Annotated in this window: 19 protein-coding genes and 1 pseudogene; 4 read left to right on the forward strand and 16 right to left on the reverse strand. The window is 68.6% G+C overall.

Annotated features, from left to right (window positions below; all coding sequences use genetic code 11):
* Positions 1–68: 68 nt before the first annotated feature.
* A pseudogene (locus A5713_RS10025) lies at positions 69–467 on the forward strand (DUF222 domain-containing protein); the annotation flags it as partial.
* A 1-nt stretch (position 468) separates the two neighbouring features.
* Here A5713_RS10025 and A5713_RS10030 read toward each other — a convergent pair.
* The 7 genes from A5713_RS10030 to A5713_RS10060 all read right to left on the reverse strand — a co-directional run bounded on the left by A5713_RS10030 (position 469) and on the right by A5713_RS10060 (position 8,787).
* The gene (locus A5713_RS10030; RefSeq protein WP_068095152.1) at positions 469–1,746 is read right to left on the reverse strand and encodes a hypothetical protein; all 1,278 of its coding nucleotides are present in this window, start codon (positions 1,744–1,746) and stop codon (positions 469–471) included.
* Between the two features lie 4 nt (positions 1,747–1,750).
* Entirely contained in the window at positions 1,751–2,515 is a 765-nt protein-coding gene (locus A5713_RS10035) for an SDR family NAD(P)-dependent oxidoreductase (protein WP_068095155.1), read from the reverse strand.
* Positions 2,512–4,845, reverse strand: coding sequence for a CaiB/BaiF CoA-transferase family protein (locus A5713_RS10040; RefSeq protein ID WP_068095158.1), 2,334 nt, complete (start codon positions 4,843–4,845; stop codon positions 2,512–2,514). The genes A5713_RS10035 and A5713_RS10040 overlap by 4 nt, the downstream gene beginning before the upstream one ends.
* 18 nt (positions 4,846–4,863) lie before the next feature.
* Positions 4,864–5,832 carry an enoyl-CoA hydratase/isomerase family protein gene (locus tag A5713_RS10045; RefSeq protein WP_068095220.1) on the reverse strand — a complete coding sequence of 323 codons (969 nt, stop codon included), beginning with the start codon at positions 5,830–5,832 and terminating at the stop codon, positions 4,864–4,866.
* Between the two features lie 30 nt (positions 5,833–5,862).
* Positions 5,863–6,699, reverse strand: coding sequence for a mycofactocin-coupled SDR family oxidoreductase (locus A5713_RS10050; protein ID WP_068095160.1), 837 nt, complete (start codon positions 6,697–6,699; stop codon positions 5,863–5,865).
* Complete coding sequence (locus tag A5713_RS10055) at positions 6,696–7,901, reverse strand: cytochrome P450 (protein WP_068095163.1); 1,206 nt, start codon at positions 7,899–7,901, stop codon at positions 6,696–6,698. The genes A5713_RS10050 and A5713_RS10055 overlap by 4 nt, the downstream gene beginning before the upstream one ends.
* Positions 7,902–8,106: 205 nt before the next feature.
* A complete protein-coding gene (locus A5713_RS10060) occupies positions 8,107–8,787 on the reverse strand; it encodes a TetR/AcrR family transcriptional regulator (protein WP_068095165.1) in 681 nt (226 codons plus the stop codon).
* A gap of 175 nt (positions 8,788–8,962) precedes the next feature.
* On the opposite strand from A5713_RS10060, the gene A5713_RS10065 reads away from it, so the two are divergent.
* On the forward strand, positions 8,963–9,547 hold the full coding sequence (locus tag A5713_RS10065; RefSeq protein ID WP_369804392.1) for a preprotein translocase subunit SecD: 585 nt from the start codon (positions 8,963–8,965) through the stop codon (positions 9,545–9,547).
* 469 nt (positions 9,548–10,016) lie between these two features.
* Here the strand turns inward: A5713_RS10065 and A5713_RS10070 are convergent, their stop codons facing one another.
* Together A5713_RS10070 and A5713_RS10075 are read right to left on the reverse strand one after the other, a co-directional pair.
* Positions 10,017–11,300 carry an FAD-dependent oxidoreductase gene (locus A5713_RS10070; protein WP_082972879.1) on the reverse strand — a complete coding sequence of 428 codons (1,284 nt, stop codon included), beginning with the start codon at positions 11,298–11,300 and terminating at the stop codon, positions 10,017–10,019.
* A gap of 13 nt (positions 11,301–11,313) precedes the next feature.
* A complete protein-coding gene (locus tag A5713_RS10075) occupies positions 11,314–12,915 on the reverse strand; it encodes an arylsulfatase (RefSeq protein WP_068095223.1) in 1,602 nt (533 codons plus the stop codon).
* 111 nt (positions 12,916–13,026) lie between these two features.
* On the opposite strand from A5713_RS10075, the gene A5713_RS10080 reads away from it, so the two are divergent.
* Positions 13,027–14,046 (forward strand): nitronate monooxygenase family protein, encoded by a 1,020-nt coding sequence (locus tag A5713_RS10080; protein ID WP_068095169.1) that lies wholly within the window; start codon positions 13,027–13,029, stop codon positions 14,044–14,046.
* A gap of 4 nt (positions 14,047–14,050) precedes the next feature.
* Here the strand turns inward: A5713_RS10080 and A5713_RS10085 are convergent, their stop codons facing one another.
* Genes A5713_RS10085 through A5713_RS10100 form a run of 4 tightly spaced genes read right to left on the reverse strand, consistent with a single transcriptional unit; the run spans position 14,051 to position 18,552 of the window.
* A complete protein-coding gene (locus A5713_RS10085) occupies positions 14,051–14,869 on the reverse strand; it encodes a class I SAM-dependent methyltransferase (RefSeq protein ID WP_068095171.1) in 819 nt (272 codons plus the stop codon).
* Between the two features lie 5 nt (positions 14,870–14,874).
* Positions 14,875–16,143, reverse strand: a complete 1,269-nt coding sequence (locus A5713_RS10090; RefSeq protein ID WP_068095173.1) for an amidohydrolase family protein — start codon at positions 16,141–16,143, stop codon at positions 14,875–14,877.
* A 41-nt stretch (positions 16,144–16,184) separates the two neighbouring features.
* Complete coding sequence (locus A5713_RS10095; RefSeq protein ID WP_068095177.1) at positions 16,185–16,958, reverse strand: class II aldolase/adducin family protein; 774 nt, start codon at positions 16,956–16,958, stop codon at positions 16,185–16,187.
* Positions 16,945–18,552 carry a class I adenylate-forming enzyme family protein gene (locus tag A5713_RS10100; RefSeq protein WP_068095179.1) on the reverse strand — a complete coding sequence of 536 codons (1,608 nt, stop codon included), beginning with the start codon at positions 18,550–18,552 and terminating at the stop codon, positions 16,945–16,947. The genes A5713_RS10095 and A5713_RS10100 overlap by 14 nt, the downstream gene beginning before the upstream one ends.
* 557 nt (positions 18,553–19,109) lie before the next feature.
* Here A5713_RS10100 and A5713_RS10110 point away from each other — a divergent pair.
* Positions 19,110–19,469: an SHOCT domain-containing protein gene (locus A5713_RS10110; protein ID WP_068095183.1), complete on the forward strand. Its 360-nt coding sequence runs from the start codon at positions 19,110–19,112 to the stop codon at positions 19,467–19,469.
* On the opposite strand, the gene A5713_RS10115 is transcribed toward A5713_RS10110, so the two are convergent.
* The 3 genes from A5713_RS10115 to A5713_RS10125 all read right to left on the reverse strand — a co-directional run bounded on the left by A5713_RS10115 (position 19,446) and on the right by A5713_RS10125 (position 22,147).
* Positions 19,446–19,970, reverse strand: coding sequence for a hypothetical protein (locus A5713_RS10115; RefSeq protein ID WP_068095185.1), 525 nt, complete (start codon positions 19,968–19,970; stop codon positions 19,446–19,448). The two genes, A5713_RS10110 and A5713_RS10115, sit on opposite strands and share 24 nt — an antisense overlap.
* Complete coding sequence (locus A5713_RS10120; RefSeq protein ID WP_231980331.1) at positions 19,963–21,327, reverse strand: molybdopterin-dependent oxidoreductase; 1,365 nt, start codon at positions 21,325–21,327, stop codon at positions 19,963–19,965. Before A5713_RS10120 ends, A5713_RS10115 begins: the two co-directional genes overlap by 8 nt.
* 79 nt (positions 21,328–21,406) lie before the next feature.
* On the reverse strand, positions 21,407–22,147 hold the full coding sequence (locus tag A5713_RS10125) for an SDR family oxidoreductase (protein ID WP_068095187.1): 741 nt from the start codon (positions 22,145–22,147) through the stop codon (positions 21,407–21,409).
* Positions 22,148–22,149: the final 2 nt, after the last annotated feature.

Here is a 22,149-nt window from a genome sequence, read left to right on the forward strand (position 1 = left end):
CACTTCAGACAAGTCACTTCCCGGGCCCGCAATCACACGCTACAACCAACACCCTTGACACAGAGAGGCGTCACTACTTGGCCGTCTTCGACGAGGGCAAAGCGTTGGCGCTGTACCACACCAAGCGGCTCGCCTCGCGCGGCCAGCGGATCATGTTGTATGCCAAGGACCGTGGTTGCTCGGCACCCGGCTGCACCGTGCCTGGCTATCTCTCCGAGGTCCATCACGTCACCGACTGGGTCAAGTGCCGCCGCACCGACATTGACGGCCTCACCTTCGCCTGCGGCGCTCACCACCGCATGCTCAAACCCGGCGGTTGGACAACCCGCAAGAACGCCAGGGGCGACACCGAATGGGTACCGCCGCCCCGCCTGGACAGGGACCGGCCACGCACCAACACTTTTCACCATCCGGAGAAGCTGCTGCGCGACGATGACGATGACGACGACGACGACGACGCGGCTTAGCTCAGCGGGGCCACTCCGTCAAAGCGGCGTCCAGCAGCTCGCCAACACCATGCCGGTCCCACAGGAACAGCAGATTCGACAGCATCTGCAGCGGCGCTCGCACGCTCTCGTCGTCGCGAATGAGCGGGTGCGTGCGGCTGTCTGGGATGGCCTCGAACCGCTTGCGGATCATCGCGGGCACGCCCAGGAGCCAGGTGACCCCCATTGCCGCCGCGTAAAGCAAGGTGTCCCGGCGCAACCGAACCGGATCGAGTTTCGGCCCGCCGTAACGATGGAACTCGGTCGCAAACAGCTGCAGCAATTCATCGAGATGGGCGTCCCACAAATCGGTCTCGGCGCCCGACATGGCGCCCCAGATCGCCATGCCCAGGTTCATCTGGCCGACGCACCCCCAGTCCATCAGGCCGCAGCACAGAGCGCCGCCGGTGTCGCGCCAGAACCACGCGTTGTCGATGTTGGCGTTCCAATGGCACAGCGCGACATAGTCGGAGTCTTCGGCCAGGAGGCCGGTGATCGCGTGCTCGTGGTGCGCGAGCCGCGGCACTTCTGCACGCAGGCGGGCCATCAACGCCGGCGAACCGCCTGGCAGCAATCCGTCATGAGCCTGGGTGAACGCGGCCAGTTGGTCCACTCGGCGAACCAGCTTGTCCGTCGACAGCGGCGCACGCTCCCCCACCGTCGCGGCCGCCACGTCCAACGGGAACGCCGCGGTCAACTCCGGCAACCTCCCGGACCGGTGGGTGCCGGCAAGCCGGGCCAGCGCGGTGAGCAGCGCGCGGTAATGCTCCACGGGCTGCTGCATCTCGTAGTCGAGGCACTTGTGATACTGCGGTTCGATTCCGTTCTGGCCGAAACGGATCCGTTCGGTGATCAGGATCCCGGTGCCGGTCTCGCCGTGGTAGTCGGCGAATTGCGGCTTCGGTACCGCGATGGGAAACCCCTGCGCGCGGGACAGCGCCGCGAACCGCACCTCCGGCTCCATCTGCGCCTTTCCGCGGTCCCGCGCCGGGTCGTCAAAGTCGCGCGAGAACTTGACGAACAAGTCCGTGGGCAGACCGGGTGCGGGTCCGGCGTATTCGACTGTGAGAGCGACCTTGCGCCCGGTGCTGCCGCCGGCGACCTCACGGAACCCGGTCACCCGAGTAACGCTGTTGTCCCGCAATGCTCCGGATGCGAGTAAGGCCTCGGTGAGAAAGCGCGCACCGCCGCTGTGCAGCGCCGCCGCGTCGGCGGGGAACGCCAGCCCATAACGGTCGCCGACGGCCCAATGCGAACTCAATTGATTACCAGGTTTGTTCGGCCGCGCGCACCAGCATGTGGTTGACGGCCACCCGACGGTCGCGGGTCACCATGAACAGCACCGCGTCGGCGATGTCTTCCGGGCGCAGCTTGACCATGCCGGCGGTCTGGCGCTCGACCGCTTCCCGCGACGACTCGGCGAGGTGGCTGAAGATCTCGGTGTCGACGGTTCCGGGGCCCACCACGCCGACGCGGACCCGCTTCCCGAGCACCTCCTGGCGAACGCCCTCGCTGAACGCGTTGACCCCGAATTTGGTCAGCGAGTAGACGGCCGTGTTGGGCCGGGCCACCCACCCGGCGGTGGAACTGATGGTGACCAGATCGGCGACGCCACGCGGCGAGTCGGCGGCGGCGTCGATCAGGTGCGGCAGCGCCGCACGGGTGACATACAGCACGCCCTGCACGTTGACCGTCACCATCGCGTCCCAATCCCGCAGCGAGGCCTCAACCGCTGGTCCGGATTGCATGAGTCCCGCGTTGTTCACCACGGTGTCGAGCCGGCCGAACTCCGCGACGGCGCGCCGCACAGCCTCCGACACCTGCTCGGCGTCGGTGACGTCGGCCGGCACGGCCAGCGCCGTGCCACCGGCGGACTCGATCTCGGCTTTCAGATCGGCGAGCCGCTCGGCGCGGCGCGCGAGCAGGGCCACCGCCGCGCCTTCGGCGGCCAGTGCTTTGGCCGTCGCGGCCCCGATACCGCTGCTGGCGCCGGTGACCAGCGCCGCGGTGTGTGCAAGCGTCCCCGTCATGCGCCCAGTATCCCGTGGACGACGTACTCGGAGTCCTCGCCCAGATCCGGGGCGCCACGGGCGATGCGCGCCTGACCGCGCGCCATCCGCCAGGACGGGCCGACGATGGGCCGCTGGCCCTCACGGTGGTCGCTGACGAATCGGAACAGTTCGCGGTCCCAGAGTCGTTGGTCGCCGATCACGTCGAGGGCCGTGGCGCTCTTGACCGCCGGGACCCCGGCCGCGCGCAGGCGATGCGCGAGGTGCTCGGCATCGTGGCGTGCCGTGAGTTGCGCCAGGTCGGCGGCGAGCGTTGCGGCGTGGCGCCGCCGCTCGGCCATGGTGGCGCAGCGCGGCTCCCGGGCCAACGGTCCCGCACCGAGCACGTCGCACATGGCCCGCCACTGCGCGTCGCACTCGACGGCCACCGCGACCCAGGCGCCGTCCGCGCACGGATAGCAGCCATGCGGGCACAGGTCGGGGTGGTCGTTACCGTTGGGCTCGAGGCGACGCCCGGTCAACGCTTCCTGGAGCAGGCTGTCGCCAATCATCGTCGACAGGGTTTCCACCGCCGACAGGTCGACGAACTGACCGGCTCCGGTGAGTTCGCGATGCAGCAACGCCACCACGGCGGCGTAGGCGGCGGCCGCGCCGACGGTCGAATCGCCGTAGCGCATGCTCGTCCCCAAGGGTGGCCCACCCCGGTAGCCGACCAGTGACGCGAGCCCGGCCAGCGCGGCGAAGCTTGGCGCGTAACCGGTTTGATGGCCCAGCGGTCCGTCGTTGCCCCACATCTTGATCGACACCGAGATGATGTCCGCCTTGATCTTCCTCAGGTGTTCATAGCCCAGGCCCTGCCGTTCCATCGCGCCTGGGCGCAGGTTGTTGATCACGATGTCGCTGTGGGCGATGAGGTCACGCAACCGCGCCATGCCCTCAGTGGACTTGATATCGAGATCCACACTGAGGATTTCGGGGTTGATGCTCAGGAAGTAGGGCGCGTGGTCGATGTCGGTGCCGCCGTAGGCCCGCATCTCCTCCGGGCTGCCCGCCGTCTCGATCTTGATGACCTCGGCGCCCAGCATCGCCAGCAGCTTGCCCGCGTAGGGGCCGGCCCACACCTTGGTGAGCTCGACGACCCGGACCCCTTCCAGCGGCCCACCGCGCGATTCCCTGGGCGGCTTGAGTTGCGCGGAAACGACCTGCGGCCGCGGGCGGGGCGAGCCGATGCCTTCCAGAACCCGCCCGGTGTGCTGGCCGAGCATGGGTGCGGCGGAGGTGATCCGGGCCGGGGAAGCGCTGAACGCGTACGGCACCGTGGGATACGCGGCGTCGCCGAGCAGCGGGTGCCGGACGTGCTGGAAGAAGCCGCGGTGGCGGTATTGCGGCGACTCGTGCAGGTCGGCGGCGCCGTTCACCGGAACCAGCGGCACGCCCAGGCGCTGAGCGTCCTCGGACGTCGCCTCCTTGGCACGGTCGCGGACCCACGCCGCGAAGCCCCGCCGGAATGCGGCAACCCTTTCCGCGGTGACGGAGAACTCCAGCCAGTCGTCGTCGAACGCATCCAGCCAGTCCGGTTGACCCATCAGCTCTTTGAGGCCCCGCCAGTGGGCGCGGCTGGTCATGTAGAGGTACACGAACCCGTCGGCGCACGCGAAAAACGCTGCCGGACCGGCCTGGTCGTAATCGCCGCGGTGGCCTTCGGCCATGACCTCGCCCGTGATGAACCGGCCGAGGATGCAGTCGGCGCGGGAAACCAGCACGCCGTGCGCGGAGATGTCGATGGAGTCGCCGTGACCGCTGTGCAGGCGCCCGAACAGTGCTGCCGTCACGCAGAGCGCGGCCTCCAGCCCCGCTTCGTAGTCGGCCAGGAACCGGCCGGGCCCCTGCAGCGGCGGCCTGGCGGGGTCGGCATGGCTGGGTGTGTGGTAGCCCCAGCCGCTGGCGTGGAAAACGTTGATGCTCTTCGCATTGGCGAACTCGCGGGGGGCGTCGCGCCCGAACGGTGTGATCGAGCAGAACACCACGGCCGGATGGCGCTGCGACCAGTCGGTGGCCCCGTCGCTGATGACCGCGTCGGCGCTGTCGATGAGCCGGTGGACGGTCTCGACGTCGCCGTCGGAACCCAGATCCAGCACGACCGACTGTTTGTTGGTGTTGAGGTACGCGAACAGCCCGCTCCCGTCACACCCGTCGGCCACGATGGGTGCCATCGCCCGCGTCGGGCTGCCGCACCCCGGCGCCTCGACCTTGGTGACCTCGGCGCCGAAGTCCGCCAACAGCTTTCCGCAGTACTCTCCCGCGACGGAGCCGGCCAGCTCAACGACCCGGAACCCCGTCAGCGCCGACATGCCAGCCCGTCCAATGGGTCAGGGCTTCGCGCGCCCGGAGCGGCTCAGCCGCCACTCCGGCGGGAAGTTCAGGTCGTTGTCCTTGACCACATTGTTCAGGCCCTTCTCGAAGGTGCCCGCGGTCAGGTCGACCTCTTCTGCGTCGTTGGTGATCATCGGGAGCATGCCCTCGACCATGCCGGTGAGCAGGCTGCCGAAGTATTCGCCTTTGTGCTGTTTGTAGAGCTCCAGGAAGGTCTTCTGCACCGCGACCGTGTCGGTCGGCCGGGAGCGCGAACACGCCATCGCGTACTTCAGCGTCTCTTCTTCCAGCTTCTCCCGGGGCACCACGCTGTTGATGAAGCCGCATTCGTACATCTCTTTGGCGGTGAACGGGCGCCCGGTGAACAGCATTTCGGAGAACTTGCGCAGGCCCATCGTCTCGGCCCACCACCACAGCCGCGGGCCCCAGCCCACGGAGCGGAAGGCCGGGTGCCCGAACAGGGCGTCGTCGGAGGACACCACCAGGTCCGCGTCGCCGGCCTGGTAGAAATGCCAGCCGTAGCAATAGCCCTTGGCCTCGATGATGCTGATCTTGCGCAGCTCCTGAAGCGGGCGGTTTCCGGCGCGGGCCTTGGCGTAGAAGTCGGTGACCGTCGACAGGTAGCGGTAGGACCCGCCGGGCGGGTACTTGACGTCGTCGTCGTTGATCGCCAGCTCGTGCAGCAGCGGCATCCCGGGGTTCTCCAGCATTCCCCGCTGTTCGGGCAGATCGCCACCGCTCCCGAAATCCTCACCCTCGCCGCGGATCACGACGACCTTGACGTCGTCGTCGACGTTGCACTTGTGGATCAGGTCGGCGTAGTTCTGCCGCATGCCCAGGGTGGTGGAGTTCAACTCCTCGGGTCGGTTGAAGGTGATGTAGGCGATCCGGTTCTTCTTGTCCTTCTCGAACTTGATGAACCGCTCGGCTTCCTTCTTCATTTCTTCGTAGTCGTACTCGGGCATGGTCTTCTCCACCTTCTCTTGAACGTGCGCCTATTTGAGCAAGCTGCCCGCGTCGACGGGAAGCGAAACGCCGGTGACATAACGCGATTCGTCAGAGGCGAGGAACAGGACCGCGTTGCTGATGTCAGCGGGTTCCATCCACGGCACGGGCAGGGTGTGCATCATCTGGGAAATGGGGGCGAAGGCGTCCGGTCCCGGGTTTTCCAGGTCGGGGCGGAACAGTCGAAACGTATTGTCGTTCATCACCATTGTGGTGCTGACCTGGCTGGGTAGCACCGCGTTGACGCGGATCATGTGCGGGCCCAGCTCCACGGCGAAGGCACGCATCAGGCCGATGACGCCGTGTTTGGCCGCGACGTAGTGGCCGGTGTTCGGATAGGCCTTGAGCCCGCCGACCGAGCTGGTCAGCACGATCGATCCGCCCCGGCCGCCCGCGAGTACGTGCGGGACGCCGGCTTTGACCGTGTGCCAGACGCCGGTCAGGTTGATGTCGATCATGTCCTGCCAGACGTTCTCCCGAATCTTGTGCAGCTTCCTGCCGTCGGTGCCCACGCCCGCGTTCGCGACGATGATGTCGAGCCGCCCGAGCTGTTCCACACCCCCGTCCACCGCGGATTTGAGCCCCTCGTAGTCGCGGACGTCCACCTGCGCGGTGACGACGCGACGGTCCTGGGCTTTCACCAAGTCGGCCGTCTCGGCCAGGTCTTGCGGCGTCGAGTGGGGATAGGCCAGGTTTTCGATCGGCCCGCAGACGTCGATCGCGATGATGTCGGCGCCCTCCTGCGCCAGGCGCACCGCATGGCTGCGGCCCTGGCCCCGGGCGGCGCCGCTGACGAACGCGACCTTGCCCTCGACGCGGCCGGTCATCTGGGCACCAGGGCAGGCATGCACTCCCAGCCGCGCACCGTCGACGTCGGGCTCAGCGTGGCATTGGCCAGGTCGATCTCCCACTCCGGGAATCGCTTCAAGATCTCCTCCAACGCGACCCGGCCCTCCAGGCGCGCGAGCGCCGATCCCAGGCAGAAGTGGGTGCCCACACTGAAGGTGAGGTGGGGGCGGACGGTCCGGTGGATGTTGAATTCGCCGGCGTCGGGCCCGAATTGGCGTTCGTCGCGGCAGGCCGCACCGATGAGCATCATCAGGACACTGCCCTCGGGCACCGTCCGGCCATAGAGCTCGACGTCGCGGGTCACATACCGCGAAACGTGGGGGGCGGGCGGCTCGTAGCGCAGCAACTCCTCGATCGCCTGCGGGATCAGCTCGGGATGCGCGGCAAGGTCGCGACGCTGGTCGGGGTGCTCGGCGAGAACCTTTCCGGCCCAACCGATCAGCCTGGTCGTGGTCTCGTTGCCCGCGCCGGCCACGACGTTGAGGTAGACCAGGATCTCGTCGCGGGTGAGCCGCCGCGTGGTGCCGGCCTCGTCGACGAATTCGACGTTGAGCAGCTCGGTCATGATGTCATCCGACGGATGGTCGGCGCGCCAGTCGATGTAGGCCTCGAACTGCTCGCCCACCGACAGCCCGTGCTCGGCCGCGGCCATCGGCTTGCCCGCCTCGGTGCGCAGCTGCGCGTTGCCGCGGTCCCGGATGTACACCTGGTCGTCCTCCGGGATGCCGAGCAGCGAGCTGATGACCTTCATCGGCATCTGTGCGCCGAGGTCGGCGACGAAGTCGAAGTGCCCCGAGCCGATCAGCGGGTCCAGCAGTTGGGCGCAGTAGTCGCGGATCATCGGCTCGAGCGCCGCGATCCGTCGTGGGGTGAACATCCGCGACAACAGCTTGCGGTGCACGTCGTGAATCGGCGGGTCTTCGAAGATGAGCATCCCCGAGGGAATCTCGAGGTTCGCCTTGATCAATTCCAAAATGGCGCCCCGGGCGGAACTGAAAGTCGCGTGGTCGACCAGCGCTTTGTTCACGTCGGCATATCGGCTCACCGCGAAAAAGTCGTATTCGGCGTTGTAGTAAAGCGGCGCCTCTTCGCGCAGCCGCGCGAACATCGGATACGGGTCGGCGATCAGCTCGACGTCGTACGGGTCGAATCGCACATGGCTCTCGGTGCTCGTCGTCACGAAATCCCTCCTACGGGAGCCTTTTACCGGGCATCCCCGCCACCTGGCAGCGCCGGATCCGGATCGGGCAATTTATACACTCCGCTTAATTGCATTTGCTGCGACTTGCGCATGGGCTGGGTCGAAATCCGCCCCTCAGCGTGGCTTAACTCTATTCTCGTAGAGAACCATACGGGGAATGGTCTGGCAAGACCCCATGCCGTGCTCACCCAGTCGCCGTGGCGCGCCGCACCGGGCGCCGTCCTGCGGACTCGGTCAGCCGGCCCCGGTGGGGGCTGCGCAGAATGCCGGCCGCGATGGCCGAAAGGATCCCGTCGAGCCGCTCGGGGGTGTCGACGATCCGGTCGCCGTGTGCGAACCGCAGCAGCAGGCCGTTGATGAACGTCAGCGTCACGTTGCTCAGATCCTCGACCACCGCGGGATCCAGGTCCGCGCCGTGCGGCATGAGCTGAACCAGGATCTCGCGATGCAGCTTGGTGAACTCGTCGGTGGCGCGCTGCAGGATGGCGGCCAGCGACGGGTCGCGGGCGGCCTGCATGGTCAGCTCGTAGCGGGCCCTGGTCCTGGACAATTGCGGCTCGTCGCCGGATCGGATGACCACCTGCGACAGCCGCGAGGGCGACGGGTTGCCTCCCCGGCCGTCGGAGTCGTCGGCGACGGACTGCAGGTCGGCGAGGTCCAGCTCGGCGAGGCGTTCGGCCACGGCGCGCAGCAACGCCGAGCGGGTGCGGAAATAGAACGACGTCGTCCCGTCGGGCACCTCGGCCTTGCGGTCCACCTTGAGATGGCTCAGCCCCTTGGCCCCGTCGTCGGCCAACAACTGAATCGCCGCATCGCAAAGGTCGCGGCGGCGCGCACCGGGATTAGGCTTGCGACGTTGCTCCATGGCGTCCTCTCCGCTCGAGACGCTACTCTATATTCGTAGTGCCGGTAAAGCGTGCCGCCCCCTTTTGTGCCGGGCTCATTTGCGGTGCGGTTCCGGCTGGAAGAATGGCCGGATGATTCGACGCCGGACCGGTGACCCGGTGGACGCGGTGACGCACCGGCCCACGCGTGGCCGATTGCGCGTCACGGCCGCCTGGCTGGCGTGCAGTGGCTTGCTCGGCGCGCTGACGTGCGCCTGCCACGCGACGCGGCACCAGGCGGCGCCCACCACGTCGACCACTACCCCGGCACCCACGACAACCGCGCCGGTCACGCCGGCCGCACCCATCGTGAAAATCGCGCCGCTGCCGGTTCGCCCGGTCAACAAGTCGCAGCCGACCAGCCCGCAGAAGTGCCCGGCCGCCGACCCGAATCACGGCGTGGCGCCGACCGATCCGCTCACCACGTGCGACATCGGGCGAACAACGTTGTACATGCTCGGCCCGGAGACCATGCAACTCGGGCTGCTGCACGTCGACCCGCCGAGGTCGCTGACCGCGGGTTTTTACGACGTGACCCTGAGCCTGGATCCCTCGTCGGCGGCCGCATGGGCGTCATACACCGGCGCCCACCTGCAGGACCACGTGGCCTTCGTCCGCGACAATCTCGTCATCGAGGCGCCGATCATCGAAGAACAGGTCACTTCCGGACGCATCGCGCTGACCACCCAAACGGCCGAGGGGGCCGCACAACTGGCCCAGCTGGCCGGTCGGCCCACCTGACACGGCGCCCGGCGTCCGCGTATTCGGGTCTCCGCCAGGGGAATTCTTGCGGAGATCAGCCCCGAGGCCGGCTACCCCGGGATCAGGTGCAGGGAACCCCGTGCGGGCCGCCGATCCAATGGCCGGGCGGGGCCTGCCAGGGACAAATCTGCTTGACCTGCCCAGGCGGCAGCGGATTCCAGTGACCATCGTCGACCACGTGCGGACCCGGTGGGACCGGCGGAGGCCACGGTCCCGGGTGGGCCTGCGCCACGCCGGTACCGAGACCGAGTGCCGCCGCGCTCAACGCGCCGGCGACGGCGGCTTGACCTGCGATTTTCTTGAGATTCACCATTTCTGGCCCCCTCTCGGTCCAGGGCTCGCCAGAGGCGGCGTCCGCGCTGCGCGGATAGGACCGATTTCCCGACCTCAAATTGTCACGAGAGGGTTACCCCAGGTCGCTAAGTAGCAAACCTCTCGGGGAGCCGACTCAGCCATCGCGGTCGGCGGCGGGGCGGCGCGCGAACGCGGGGGCATGCTCGGGCCGCACGCCGACGCCGACGAAGTAGGCCGGTACGGCCGACAGCCACGGCAGCCGCTGCATCAGGCCGAGCAGCGCCGCCGGCGGCGTGGGATCCGCACCGCGCAGCAACGGCCCGAGCAACATCCGGTGCAGCACCTGCTGGACCAGTTGCGTCACCACCGTGGGGAACACGCGCCTGCGGTGCACCGCGGCGAGTTCGCGCCGGCCGACCCGGTGCCGCCGCAGCGGTTCAGCCAGCACCGTCGCGGCGGCGACGGCATCCTGGACGGCGAGGTTGATGCCGACGCCGCCCAGCGGCGACATCGCGTGCGCCGCATCGCCGATGCACAGCAGCCCCCGAGTGTGCCAGCGACGGAGCCGATTCACGTGCACGTCCAGGTGTTTGACGTCGTCCATGGATTGCAGCGCCGCCACCGATTCGGGCATATCGGGAAGCAGCTCTTGGACGTCGCGCCGGAACGCCTCGATGCCGCGCGCCCGCAGCTGGGCGTCGGTGCCCTTCGGCCCGAGATACGCGATCTGGAAATAGCCCTCGCGCGGGATCACGGCGAGCCCCTTGCCCGGGCCCAACCGTGGCAGGAACGAATATTCGGTGTCTTCCTTGTGCGGCAACCGAAACCACCACACGTCGAACTTCACCGGGTATTCGCGCGCCTCAAGCCCCGCCGCCCGGCGCGCGACCGACCAGCGGCCGTCGCAGGCCACGGTCAACTCCGCCCGCAGTTCGCCCGGACCGTCGGGACCGCGGTAGCGCACTCCGGCAACCCTGCCGTCGTCCCACAGGAGCCCGGTGACTTCGGTGTTCATCCGCAGCGAGAAGCTCGGCTCCGCCTGTGCCGCATCGGCCAGCAGGTTGAGCAGGTCCCACTGCGGCACCATCGCGACGAAGGGATGCGGCTGGCGCAACCGCTCGAAGTCGACGTAGGTCACCGACCGCCCGTCGGATTCGAGCTTCGCGGTGCGGACCTCGGTGAAAGGCAACGCCGCGAAGGGTTCCCACAGCCCCAGCTCGTCGAGCAGTCGCATGGTGGTCGGGTGGACGGTGTCGCCGCGGAAGTCCCGCAGGAAGTCGCCGTGCTTCTCCATCAGGGTCACCTGGACACCCGCCCGGGCCAGTAACAGCCCCAGCACCATGCCGGCCGGGCCGCCACCGACGATCGCGCACGTCGTCGTCTCAGCTGTCGTCTCAACTGTCGTCTCAGCTGTCGTCTCAGCTGTCGTCTCAGCCATCAGAACTCACCCGTCACAGCTCGAGGTCGAACACCGAGACGGGGTCGAGGATCACGCCGTTTTCCTCGACGTAGCGATCCCACAACGCCAGCAGGTCGGCCAGCTTGTCGGGGTGGGAGTCCGCCAGGTCGTGGATTTCTCCGGGATCCGAGGCCAGATCGTAGAGCTGCCAACTGCCCGGGCCGTACGGTGCCGGCAGGTGCAGCGCCTTCCAGTCCCCCTGCCGAATGGCGCGGCGTCCGAACAACTCCCAGCCCGTGCCGGTATCGGCGCCGTGCACCGTTTCCGCGCCGCCCGACAGGTATCCCACCAAAGAGCGGCCGCGCATCGGTGCCACTTCGCGCCCGCGATACGCCGCCCCGGGATGCGTGGCGCCCGCCAGTTCGAGCACCGTCGGCGCGATGTCCATCACGGTGCTGAACGCGGTGCCGATCTGTGCTTGCCGGTCGAATCCGGGCCAGGTGATGAAACCGACCACCCGGATCCCGCCCTCGGTGGTGAACGCCTTGTGCAGCCGCGACGGCGCCGTGGCGGCTTGCGCCCACCGCGGCCCGTACCAGATGAACGAGGAGGGCCGGCCGAGGTTGTCGACGCTGTTGTCGCAATGCTTTTCGATCTGCTCGGCGATGCGGGGACCGACCAGCGGCATCGCTTCGACGATTGCGCCCTCGGCACCGTTGTCGGACAGGAAGATCACGACCGTGTCGTCGAGTTCGCCGGTCTCCGAGAGGAAGTCGATCACCCGGCCGATATTCCAGTCCATCCGGTCGACCATGGCGGCGTAGACCTCCATGCTGCGGGCCGACACCGCACGCTGTTCGTCGGTCATGTCGGCCCACTCCGGGGCGCCGTCGGCGACGACCGGGTGCGGCTCGACGTCCGGAGGGCACAGGCCCAGCCCCTTGAGGGCCGCCAGGCGTTCCTCGCGCAGCGCGTCGGGGCCGGCGTCGTAGCGGCCGCGGTACTTCGCGATCGATTCGTCCGGGGCCTGCAGCGGCCAGTGGGGCGCCTGGAAGGGCAGGTACGCGAAGAACGGCCGGTCGTCGCCTGGTGCGCGTTCCCCCAGGTACTGCAACAGCTTGTCGGTGTAGGAGTCCGACGAATAGAAGTCGTCCCCGACGGTGACGAACCGGTCGTCCTCGGTGTAAAGCGTAGGCACCGGCGAGAAACTCCGGGCCCCGCCGCCGCCGAAGTGGCTGGCCCCGGCCGGCAGCAGCGCGAACGACCGTTCGAATCCGCGTGCCCAGGGCGATGTCTCGATGGTGGCGCCCAGATGCCACTTGCCGGACATCAACGTCAGGTATCCGGCGTCGCGCAGCAGTTCAGGCAAGGCCACCACCCTGTCGTTGAGGTAGCCCTCGTACCCCGGGGCGCCGCGGAAGCCGGGGCCCGCGACCTCCAGCATCGTGCCGATCCCCGCAACGTGGTGGTCCGTTCCGGTCAGCAGCATCGCCCGGGTGGGCGAGCAGGCCGGCGCGGAATGGAAGTCGGTGAACCGGAGGCCGGCGTGGGCGAGCCGATCCAGGTTGGGTGTCTCGATTTCTCCGCCGAAGGCGCCGATATCGGAAAACCCGAGGTCGTCCGCAACGATCACGAGGAAGTTGGGCCTCTTCACGCTGAAGCATCCTGCCAGGTCCGGCCGCGGTGCGGAATGCCGCCGCGACGGCACGTCGTTATTGTCAGAGCGGCGCCATGCGCGCCCGCGAGACGGGAAGGGCCCTTGAAGATGCTGACACAGTTCGGGATGTCCATTCCGCTGGTCGCCGCCCCGATGTCGGGCGGCCCGACCACGCCCGCGATGGTGTCGGCCGCGAACCGCGCCGGCGCCCTCGGCCTGCTGGCCGCGGGTTACAAGACCGTGGAGGCCGTCGAAGCGGAACTGAAAGAGGTTCGGGCCGAAGGCATCCCGTTCGGCATCAATCTGTTTGCACCCAATCCCCTACCAGTCGATACCGGGAGTTACCGGGCGTATGCCGCGATCGTTCAGCGCGACGCCGACCAGTTCGGCTTGACGCTGCCCCCGGAACCCGTCGAGGACACCGACAAATTCGACGAGAAGATCGCGCTGTTGCTCGACGACCCGGTTCCGATGGTGTCGTTCACGTTCGGCATCCCGCCGCGCGGTGTGATCTCCGCGCTGCAGAAAGCCCAGAGCGTGGTGGTCCAGACGGTGACCACGCCCGAGGAGGCGGTGCAGGCGCGTGACGCCGGGGTCGACATGCTCGCCGTGCAGGCCGTCGCCGCAGGTGGTCACTCCGGCACGCTCTCGCCCCGGAAGCCGTTGACGCCGGTACCGATCGCCGAGCTCGTCGCACGGGTCGTCGCGGCGGTGCCGCTGCCGGTGATGGCGGCCGGCGGGCTCGCCACCCCCGCCGCCGTGGCCGAGGTGATCCGCGCCGGGGCGGCGGCGGCCGCCGTCGGGACGGTTCTGTTGCGCGCCGACGAAAGCGGCGCCTCGGCCACCCACCGGGCGGCCCTGACCGATCCCAGGTACACCGAGACGGTGCTCACGCACGCCTTCACCGGCCGCCCCGCCCGCGGGCTGCGCAATGCGTTCATCGACGCCCACGAGGCCCAGGCGCCGCTGGGCTATCCCGCCCTCCACCACCTCACCAGCCCGCTGCGCAAGGCCGCGGCCGCGGCGGGCAAACCCGACTTCGTCCACCTCTGGGCGGGCACCGGGTACCGCAACGCCACCGCCGAACCGGCGGCCGACATCCTGCGGCGGCTGGCTTCCGACCTGTGATGGCTTAGAACTCGAAGCGGTTCAGCACGTCGTAGTTGCGGGCGCCCGCAAACCACATCACCCGGTAGATGGTCCGCACCGCCGTCGAGTCGATCCGCTGGTAGCCCGCCAGGGTCGACGTCTGTTCGAGCAACCGCAGCCTGGGGTTCCACGCCTGCAGCTCCCGCGCGTCGCGGATACCCCACTTGATGATCCCCCTGGTGAACAGCTTCGACAGCAGCGGCGCCAGCGCCGACAGCGTGTCGAAATGCATTTCCCCACAGTCGAATCGGTCGGTCAACCGCTGTAGCAGCTGCCGCACCTGCTGCTCGGTCAAATACATCAGCAGGCCCTCGGCGACCACCAGCGTGGGGCGCCCGGCCGGGACCTGATCCAGCCACCGCGGATCGGTCACCGACGAGCCGATCATCCGGTAGCGCTCCGTGTCGTCGTAGAGCCGCCGCCTCAGCTCGATCACGGCGGGCTGATCGACGTCGAACCACGAAACCGACGACGGCACCGGCAGCCGGAACGCCCGGCCGTCGAGGCCGCACCCCAGATGCAGCACCACCGCGTCGGGGTGACGCCGCAGGAACGCCGCGCACCAGTCGTCGAGCGTCTTGGCCCGCAGGGCGACCAGGTACTGGTTGGACGCCGGCAGCGAGCTGCGGTGGATTCGCTTGAAGTCGTAGTCGATGCGGTCCACCGCTTCCGCGGCGGTCTTGTCATTCAGAATGGGCCGGCGGGAACGGCTTTCGCACGCGCGCAGGTAGAGCGTGACGAGGTTCGTCCACTCCACCGAGCCCCAGGACACGGAGCTGAAGTCGACTCTGGCGGTGGCCATGTCGGTCAGAACGCGTCGGGATCGCGCTGCACTGCCACCGGCACGGGATGCCGGTACAGGCGGGACGCGTTCTCCCAGGTGAACTTGCGAATCACGTCCGGGGGCAGGTCGCCGACTTGTTCGTGGATGGTCTGCTGGGTGTGCGGCCACGTGGAGTCGCAGTGCGGGTAGTCGGCTTCCAGCATGATGTTGTCGACACCGATCCGGTCGCGCTGGACGAACGACGATTTGTCCTCCACGGCGCAGAACCAGAAGTTCCGCGTGAAAACCTCCGCCGGAGTGAGGCTTTCGCCCAGGGCCTGCCAGGTGCCGTACATCGCGTGATAGCTGAGCATGTGGTCGAGCCGATCCAGCAGCCCGGCGACCCAACCGATTCCGCCCTCCGACAGGCAGATCTTCAGGTTGGGGAACCGGCTGGGCAGGCCGGAATACAACCAGTCGACGGCCGCGGAGATCGCGTAGGCGAAGAACAACACGCCCTGCACGTCCGGCGGCGCGTCGGCGGTGGTGGACGGCGACGACCCCGACGAGCCGATGTGCAGGTTCACCACCGTGTCCGTCTCGGCGCACGCCGCCATCATCGGGTCCCAGTGCCCGGAGTGAATGCTCGGCAGGCCCAGCATCGCCGGGTTCTCGCTGAACGTCACCGCGTGGAACCCACGCTCGGCGTTCTCGTAGATCATCTTGGCGCCGAGCTCGGGGTCCAGCAGCCAGGGCAGCTGGCACGGAATGATGCGTTCGGGATACGAGCCCGCCCACACCTCCAGGTGCCAGTCGTTCCACGCGCGCACCGACGCCAGCGCCAGCTCGCGGTCGCCGGTGACCTGCTGCAGCCGCTGGCCGGCGAATCCGGGGAGAAAGGACGGGAAGTTGAGCGAGGCGTAGATGCCGTTGAGGTCCATGTCCTTGACGCGCTCGTGAATATCCCAGGCGCCCCGGCGCATTTCGTCGAACCGCACCGGTTCGAAGCCGTATTCGGCCACCGGCCGGCCCACGACCGCGTTGAACCCGACGTTGGGCAGTTCCCGGCCGTCGTAGACCCAGGTCTGTCCCCCGATGTCGGTTTCCACCACTTTGGGTGCACGGTCGGCGAATTTGCGCGGCAACCGTCCGGTGAAGGTGTCCGGCGGTTCGACGATGTGATCGTCAACCGAGATCACCGTGTAGCGCCGCGGCGCCCGGGGCGGGTCCGGCAGGAAGGTGACCGAACGCTGCTCACCGGTCTTGGCGGTGGTGAAGCTGAGGTCGGCGGCCAGCTCGTCGATCGATTTCACTCGTCAATCTCCTTGCCCGACAGCGTCGTTGAGTGTGCGCTTCACGTGAGCACGTCGGGATCGGCCTTGATGGTCATCCTGGCGGCGCCCGCCCAGTACACGTCGGCGGCCCGTTCGACGAGCGACCGCTGCATGCCCACCATGTCCGACCAGTCCATGGCCACCGGCTGGATGCCGGTGAGCAGCACGTCGTAGGCCAGCTTGCAGACCCGTTCGATGGACGCGGCGCGGTAGACGGCCTCGGGCAGGGTGCGCCCGGTCGCGATGACGCCGTGGTTGGCCAGGATGGTCAGGTTGGCGGCGCCGATGCGGGCGGCCAGGTCGGCGGCGCGCGCCGGGCTGTCGACCTCGCCGTCGTAGGTGTCCACCAGGCACAGGTCGTCGAGAAAGAGCGAACCGGTCTGGTGCACCAATTCGGGCAGCCGGCCCAGCGCGGCGAGCACGCAGACGTAGTAGGGGTGGTTGTGGATGACCACCCGGGCGTCGTCGCGGACGCGGTGCAGCTCGGTGTGGATGTGGATCGCCGGGGTGACGTCCCAGCGGCCGCGCAGCACCCGGGCGTCGGCGTCGACCACACAGATGTCGGACGCCGTGATCTCCTGCCACCACAGCCCCCACGGATTGACCAACATGTCCGTCTGGCCGTCGGGTTGCCAGGTGATGTGTCCGGCCATGTTCTCGGCGAACCCGATGGCGGCCAGGTGGCGGAAGGCCACCGCGAGCGCCTGCTCGTCGGACAGGTCGACCCCGATCGGGGGAACCACCGACGGTGCCCAGACCTCCAGGCCGCCCCGGCGCGCGTTAGGAGCATTCATGATCGGCCTCCGTTCTGGCTCGAATATCCTCGCGGAGCCGGCCTTTGGCAACCTTCCCGCCCGACGAGCGCGGGAGGTCGTCGACCACGATGAGCCGCTCGGGCAACAGCTCCTTGGACACTCCCAGCGCCAGCAGGTGTTCGACCAGCTCGGGCAGGTCGATCGTCGCCGAATCGACGAGTTCGGCGTAGAGGCAGACCCTTTCGCCGAACACCGGATCGGGCATCGCGACCGCCGCCGCCACCGCGATGGCGGGGTGGGTGGTGACGGCGTCCTCGACCTGCGTTGCGCTGATGTTCTTCCCCCCGCGCAGGATGAAGTCGGAGGTTCGCCCGGTGACGGTCAGATACCCATCCGCGTCGATTTCGCAGAGGTCCCCCATGCGCATCCAGCCGTCTCGGGTGAACAACTTGTCGTGATCGGTCCCGCCGAGATAGCCGAGGCTGGTCGCCGGGCCGCGGCAGGCCGGCTGACCTTTGCCCGTCGCGGTCACGTCCCTGTCCCCGTCGAAGAGCCGGACCGCCATTTCGGGCACGATCCGGCCGCCGGTGCGCAGTCGGCGTTCTCGCGTGTCGTCGAGGCTGGTGGCGCTCAGCATCCCGGTTTCGTTCGAGCCGTAGAACTGCAGGATCTTGGCGCCGGTGAGCTCCTCGAACTCGGCGGCCGGCCGGTACGGCAGCGCCTCGCCGCCGGTGAACACGACGCGCAGCGAGCTCAGGTCATGGTCGCGGGTCGCGGGATCCGCCATCAGCATGGTCAACTGCGTACTGACACAGCACAATACGGTGGCCCGGTGCCGGGATATCGCCTCGCAGGCCGCCCCCGTGCTGAACCGTCCCAGAATGACCGCGGTGGCGCCCAGATAGATAGGCGTGGTGTGGCTGGTCCACAACCCGAAGCCGAACGGCATCGGGATGACCGGCAGGAAAACGTCTTCCGGCGTCAGCAGCCCGTTGGCGACGGCCTTCTGGTGGAAGTAATACCAACGGTTCTGGGTGTGCACCACGCACTTGGGCTGGCCGGTGGTCCCCGAGGTGGAGTTGATGAGGAAGACATCGTCGGGCCCGAGCCGGGATTCGGCGCCAAGCGCCTTGGGCGCCACCCGCACGTCGAGTCGTGGCGCGCCGGCGTCCGTGCTCAACATCAGCGTGGGGAGCGCAAGCTCGCCGGCGACGGCCGCCGCGGTATCGCCGCGCTGCGGGTCGCTGATCAGGATGTGCGGCTGGGCGCTGCGCAGTATCGCCGCGACCTCACGGGCTCCGGCGCGCGCGCCGATGCCGACGACGACGGCCCCGCAGCGCTCGATCGCCACGAACAGCACGTGCAGGGCAGCGGAGTCGCCGTGCCACACCGCGACCCGGTCGCCGGGAGCCGCGCCCGCGCCGGCCAGGCTTTCGGCCAAATCGGTCGCAATGCTGTCGAATTCGCGCCACGTCAACGATGCCCCGGGGTGGTCGACGTAGGCGGGGCGATCCGGGAACCGTTCGGCGTTGGAACGCACCGTGTCCGACAATGTCGTGTCAGACCACCATCCGGCAGCCCGAAACCGGGCCGAGTCCTCGGCACTGAACGCCGGCGAGGACTCGATCTCCATCAGCCGATGATAGGAAAGCGGCCGGCGGCCTCGTCGGGTAACGGCCCCCTAGGGGTTCTCCGGGGCCGGCGCGGCCGCGTCGTGTTGCGGGTCGCTAACGGGGCCCGGAGGACGGGGGCGCGGCTTATGGCAGTTGCGCGTGCAACCGCAGTTGAGGCCGATGATGCAGCCGCCCCCGCCGGCGGGTTGGACCGGCAGGGCGCCGCCCGGGGCAGGCGGGGGCGGGGTCACGCTCGACGAAGAAGCGGCCGCCACGGCCACGTCGCCGGCCGACCAACCGAACGCCACGACCAGCGCGGCCCCGCAGGCGCACAGCGCCATGGCCGTCCTGCTTCGCCCGTTCCCCACGCCTGACCACTCTAGTAACTCGCGTCGCCACGCGCAGAACACGCGCGCACTTCAAAGGACACTCCAAGAACTCGTCAAGGATCCGCCAAGGGCAGCCGCTCACGGTGAAGCAGCCCGGCGCCCTTGGGATCGGTAGCGCCGGGGGTGGTTTGCACTTGCCACAAGACGCTGCCGCCGACGGCGGCGAACTACACGGAGGTACACCGCGGATGAAAACAAAGGTCGTCGTGCTGCTGGCCGGCGGGCTGCTCGCGCTGGTTCTGCTGACGCGCTATTTCGCGCTGAGCCGAGCCGGCATGCCGCTGGAGTGGATGCTCTACCTCGGCCTGCCGATCACGGGCGCCGGCGTGCTGTTCGCCCTGCGGCTCATCGACCTGGGCGCTGGATGGACCACCAAGGGCGGCACCGTGCAGCACCACGGCGGGCTGCACGCCCGCCCGGCCGCGCTCCCGCTGTCGGAGCCGCCGGCTCCCGAACGCCTCAGACAATTGGAGCAGCTGCACGCCCGGGGCGCGATCTCCGACACCGAGTACAGCGCGCAGCGCCTACAGATCATCGCCAACATGTAGCCCGGGCACCCGCCCCGGCCGCGTGCCCGCCGTTGCCAGCCGGACCGCGTAGACGGCGGCGCTGACCCCGAACATCGCCGCGGTCAACAGCAACCAGCGGCCCAGAAAGGGGTCCTGGGTCTGACCGGTCGCCGCCGAATAGGTCGCGGCGCCCTGTCTGATGATGCCGGGCAGGAACACCAGCAGCGTCAGAACGGCGCCCAATGCCGGCACCCGGATGTGGTTGACCACCGGGACGCGAGGCGGCGCGAGCCGCGCGACGGTCCGCGACAGCAGCCCGTCGAGCAGCGCATAGACCGGGAACAGCACCAGGTCGTGGGCGACGATCGCCGCGGCGAACCACACGATGATCGACTGCCACCACACCTGCGGGTTCCACAGCGCGGCCGGCCCCACGGTGGCCACCACGTAGCCCAAGAGCGCGAACCCGGCGACCAGGATCAGCAGGTGCAGCGGGCGCGATCCGTAGAGCCTGACGAAATGGGTTCGGGCGCTACCCATTCGCGGCCGCCCGGAAGGCGATGGACTCCACCCACTTGGTGTTGTGCACCCCGGGCAGCGCCGGCACGATGACGCGCGCCGGGAAGCCGTGATCCGGGGACAGATCCGTTCCGTTGACACGCAACGCCAGCAGCGCGTCGGGGTGCAGCACCTGGCTCCCCTGCAGTGTGGCGCGGCCGAACGCCCCGGAGCGCTCCAGCGAGGAGACGTGCGCCGCTTCCGGGGCGGACACGCCGGCGAGGCGGGCCAGGTCCGCCAGTCGCACCCCGGTCCAGGTTTGGGTGGTGGACCAGCCTTCCACGCAGGCGATCGGCAGCACGGCGGTGTGCTGCGGCATGGCGAGCAGCGCGGAGCGGTCCAGCGTGACGGGGGCCGCGCCCCCGCGCAGGGTCAGCCGCCACCGCTCGCCGGCGTTCGCGGCGGAAATCCCGGCCACGGTGGCGGTGCGATTGACCTCGAAGTCGTTGGGCCCGTCACCGCGGCTGCGCCCGCGCGGCAGCAGCAGCGCGGCGGGCCGCGCGTAGCCACCCAGCGTCTGGCCCGCCGTGATGACCGCCATGAACAGCGCTCCGCCGCCCACCAGCGCCAGGGCGCCCCGGCGGCTGACCGTCGCGGGGTGCGGGTCGGCGGCGACCAATCCGTCCGGATCCCGCGCCTGCGCCGTCGTCTCGGCACGCCCCGTGCGCAGGACGTCCCGCGGTGAGATCGAGCGGAGGCCCGCCCACATGGCCGGGATCTTGATCGCGATATGCACGACGAAACCGGCGATGAACACCCACGCGCCGAAGTAGTGCGCCGTGTAGAAGCTGAAGCCGAAGATGTAGTCGTATTGAATGTTCAGCACGCCCGTGACGATCTCGAACAGGACGCCGCCGACCAGCATCAGCAGCGAAACCCGTTCCAGCAGTTGGGCGATCGATCGGGCGGGCGGCCACGCGAACAACCTCGGTATCACCGACCAGAGTTTGGCCAGCACCACCGGGATCAGAACCAGCCCGAGTCCGACATGCAGGCCCTGGGTCAGCCGGTACAGCCAGGGCGGGTTGGTGGGCCAATCGAACGTCGGCAGCTTCAACCACCCCACGTCGCCGGGGATGGCCTGGCCGAACCGCGGCCCGTAGGCGATGTACGACAGCAGGCCGGTGATGATAACGATCGGCAGCGTCACCAGCAGCACCGAACCGAACACGGAAGTCAGCCACGGTCCCCGCAGCGGGCTGCGCCACCGCTGCGCACGCCCGACCCCCGGGGGCGGGTGTTCGTCCAGCAGACGCCACAGGCGCGACGGAAACCCGTAGCCCCGGGAATCATCTGTCGGCCCGGTGTCCCGGGTGTCGGACCTGCGGCTGCGGTGCATCATCGATGATCATCCACGACCGGGCGGCGAAAAGGGTTCAGATCCGGCGCCTGTTCACACGGTGGCAGTCTGGCGCTGGCTAGCCCTGAACGGTGGGCCGAATGGTGATGTCGCCGATCTCGACGTCGTGCGGTTGTTCGATCGCGAAGGCGATGGCCCGCGCCACCGCCGCTGGCGGGAGGCCGAAGTCGGTCATGTTGCGGCGGATCTGCGCGCGCACCTCCGCGTCGTCAATGGAGCTGTCGAGTTGGGTGTCGACGAATCCCGGTGAGATCGACGTGGTCCGGATGACACCGTCGGTCGATTCCTGGCGCAGGCCCTCCATCAACGTGCGAACGGCGTTCTTCGTGGCGGCGTACACCGCCATGGTGGGGACGATCTTCAGCCCCGCGGTCGACACCGTCGTGACGAAGTGGCCGCGTCCCTGGCGCCGAAACACCGGCAGCGCCGCCGCGATCCCGTGCAGGACGCCCCGCAGGTTGACGTCGATCATCGCCGACCATCCGTCGACGTCGAGATCGGACATCGGCCCGATCTTGCTGATGCCGGCGTTGCTCACCAGGACGTCGAGCCGGCCGAACTCGCCGGTTGCCGCGGCGACCAGTCGCTCGAGGTCTTCGCGCCGCGAGACGTCGGTCTCGCAGGCGATGGCTTGTCCGCCGCGGTCGCGTATCCGTCGTGCGGTGTCGTCGAGGCGCTCGACCCGCCGAGCGCCCAGGGCCACCCGCGCTCCGCGCTCGGCGAGCAGGAGGGCGGTCGCCTCCCCGATGCCACTGCTTGCGCCGGTGATGGCCACGACCTGCCCGTCGATCCCCGCCATTG

The organism is Mycobacterium sp. E2497, assembly GCF_001668695.1.
In the GTDB taxonomy this organism is placed as follows: Bacteria; Actinomycetota; Actinomycetes; order Mycobacteriales; family Mycobacteriaceae; genus Mycobacterium.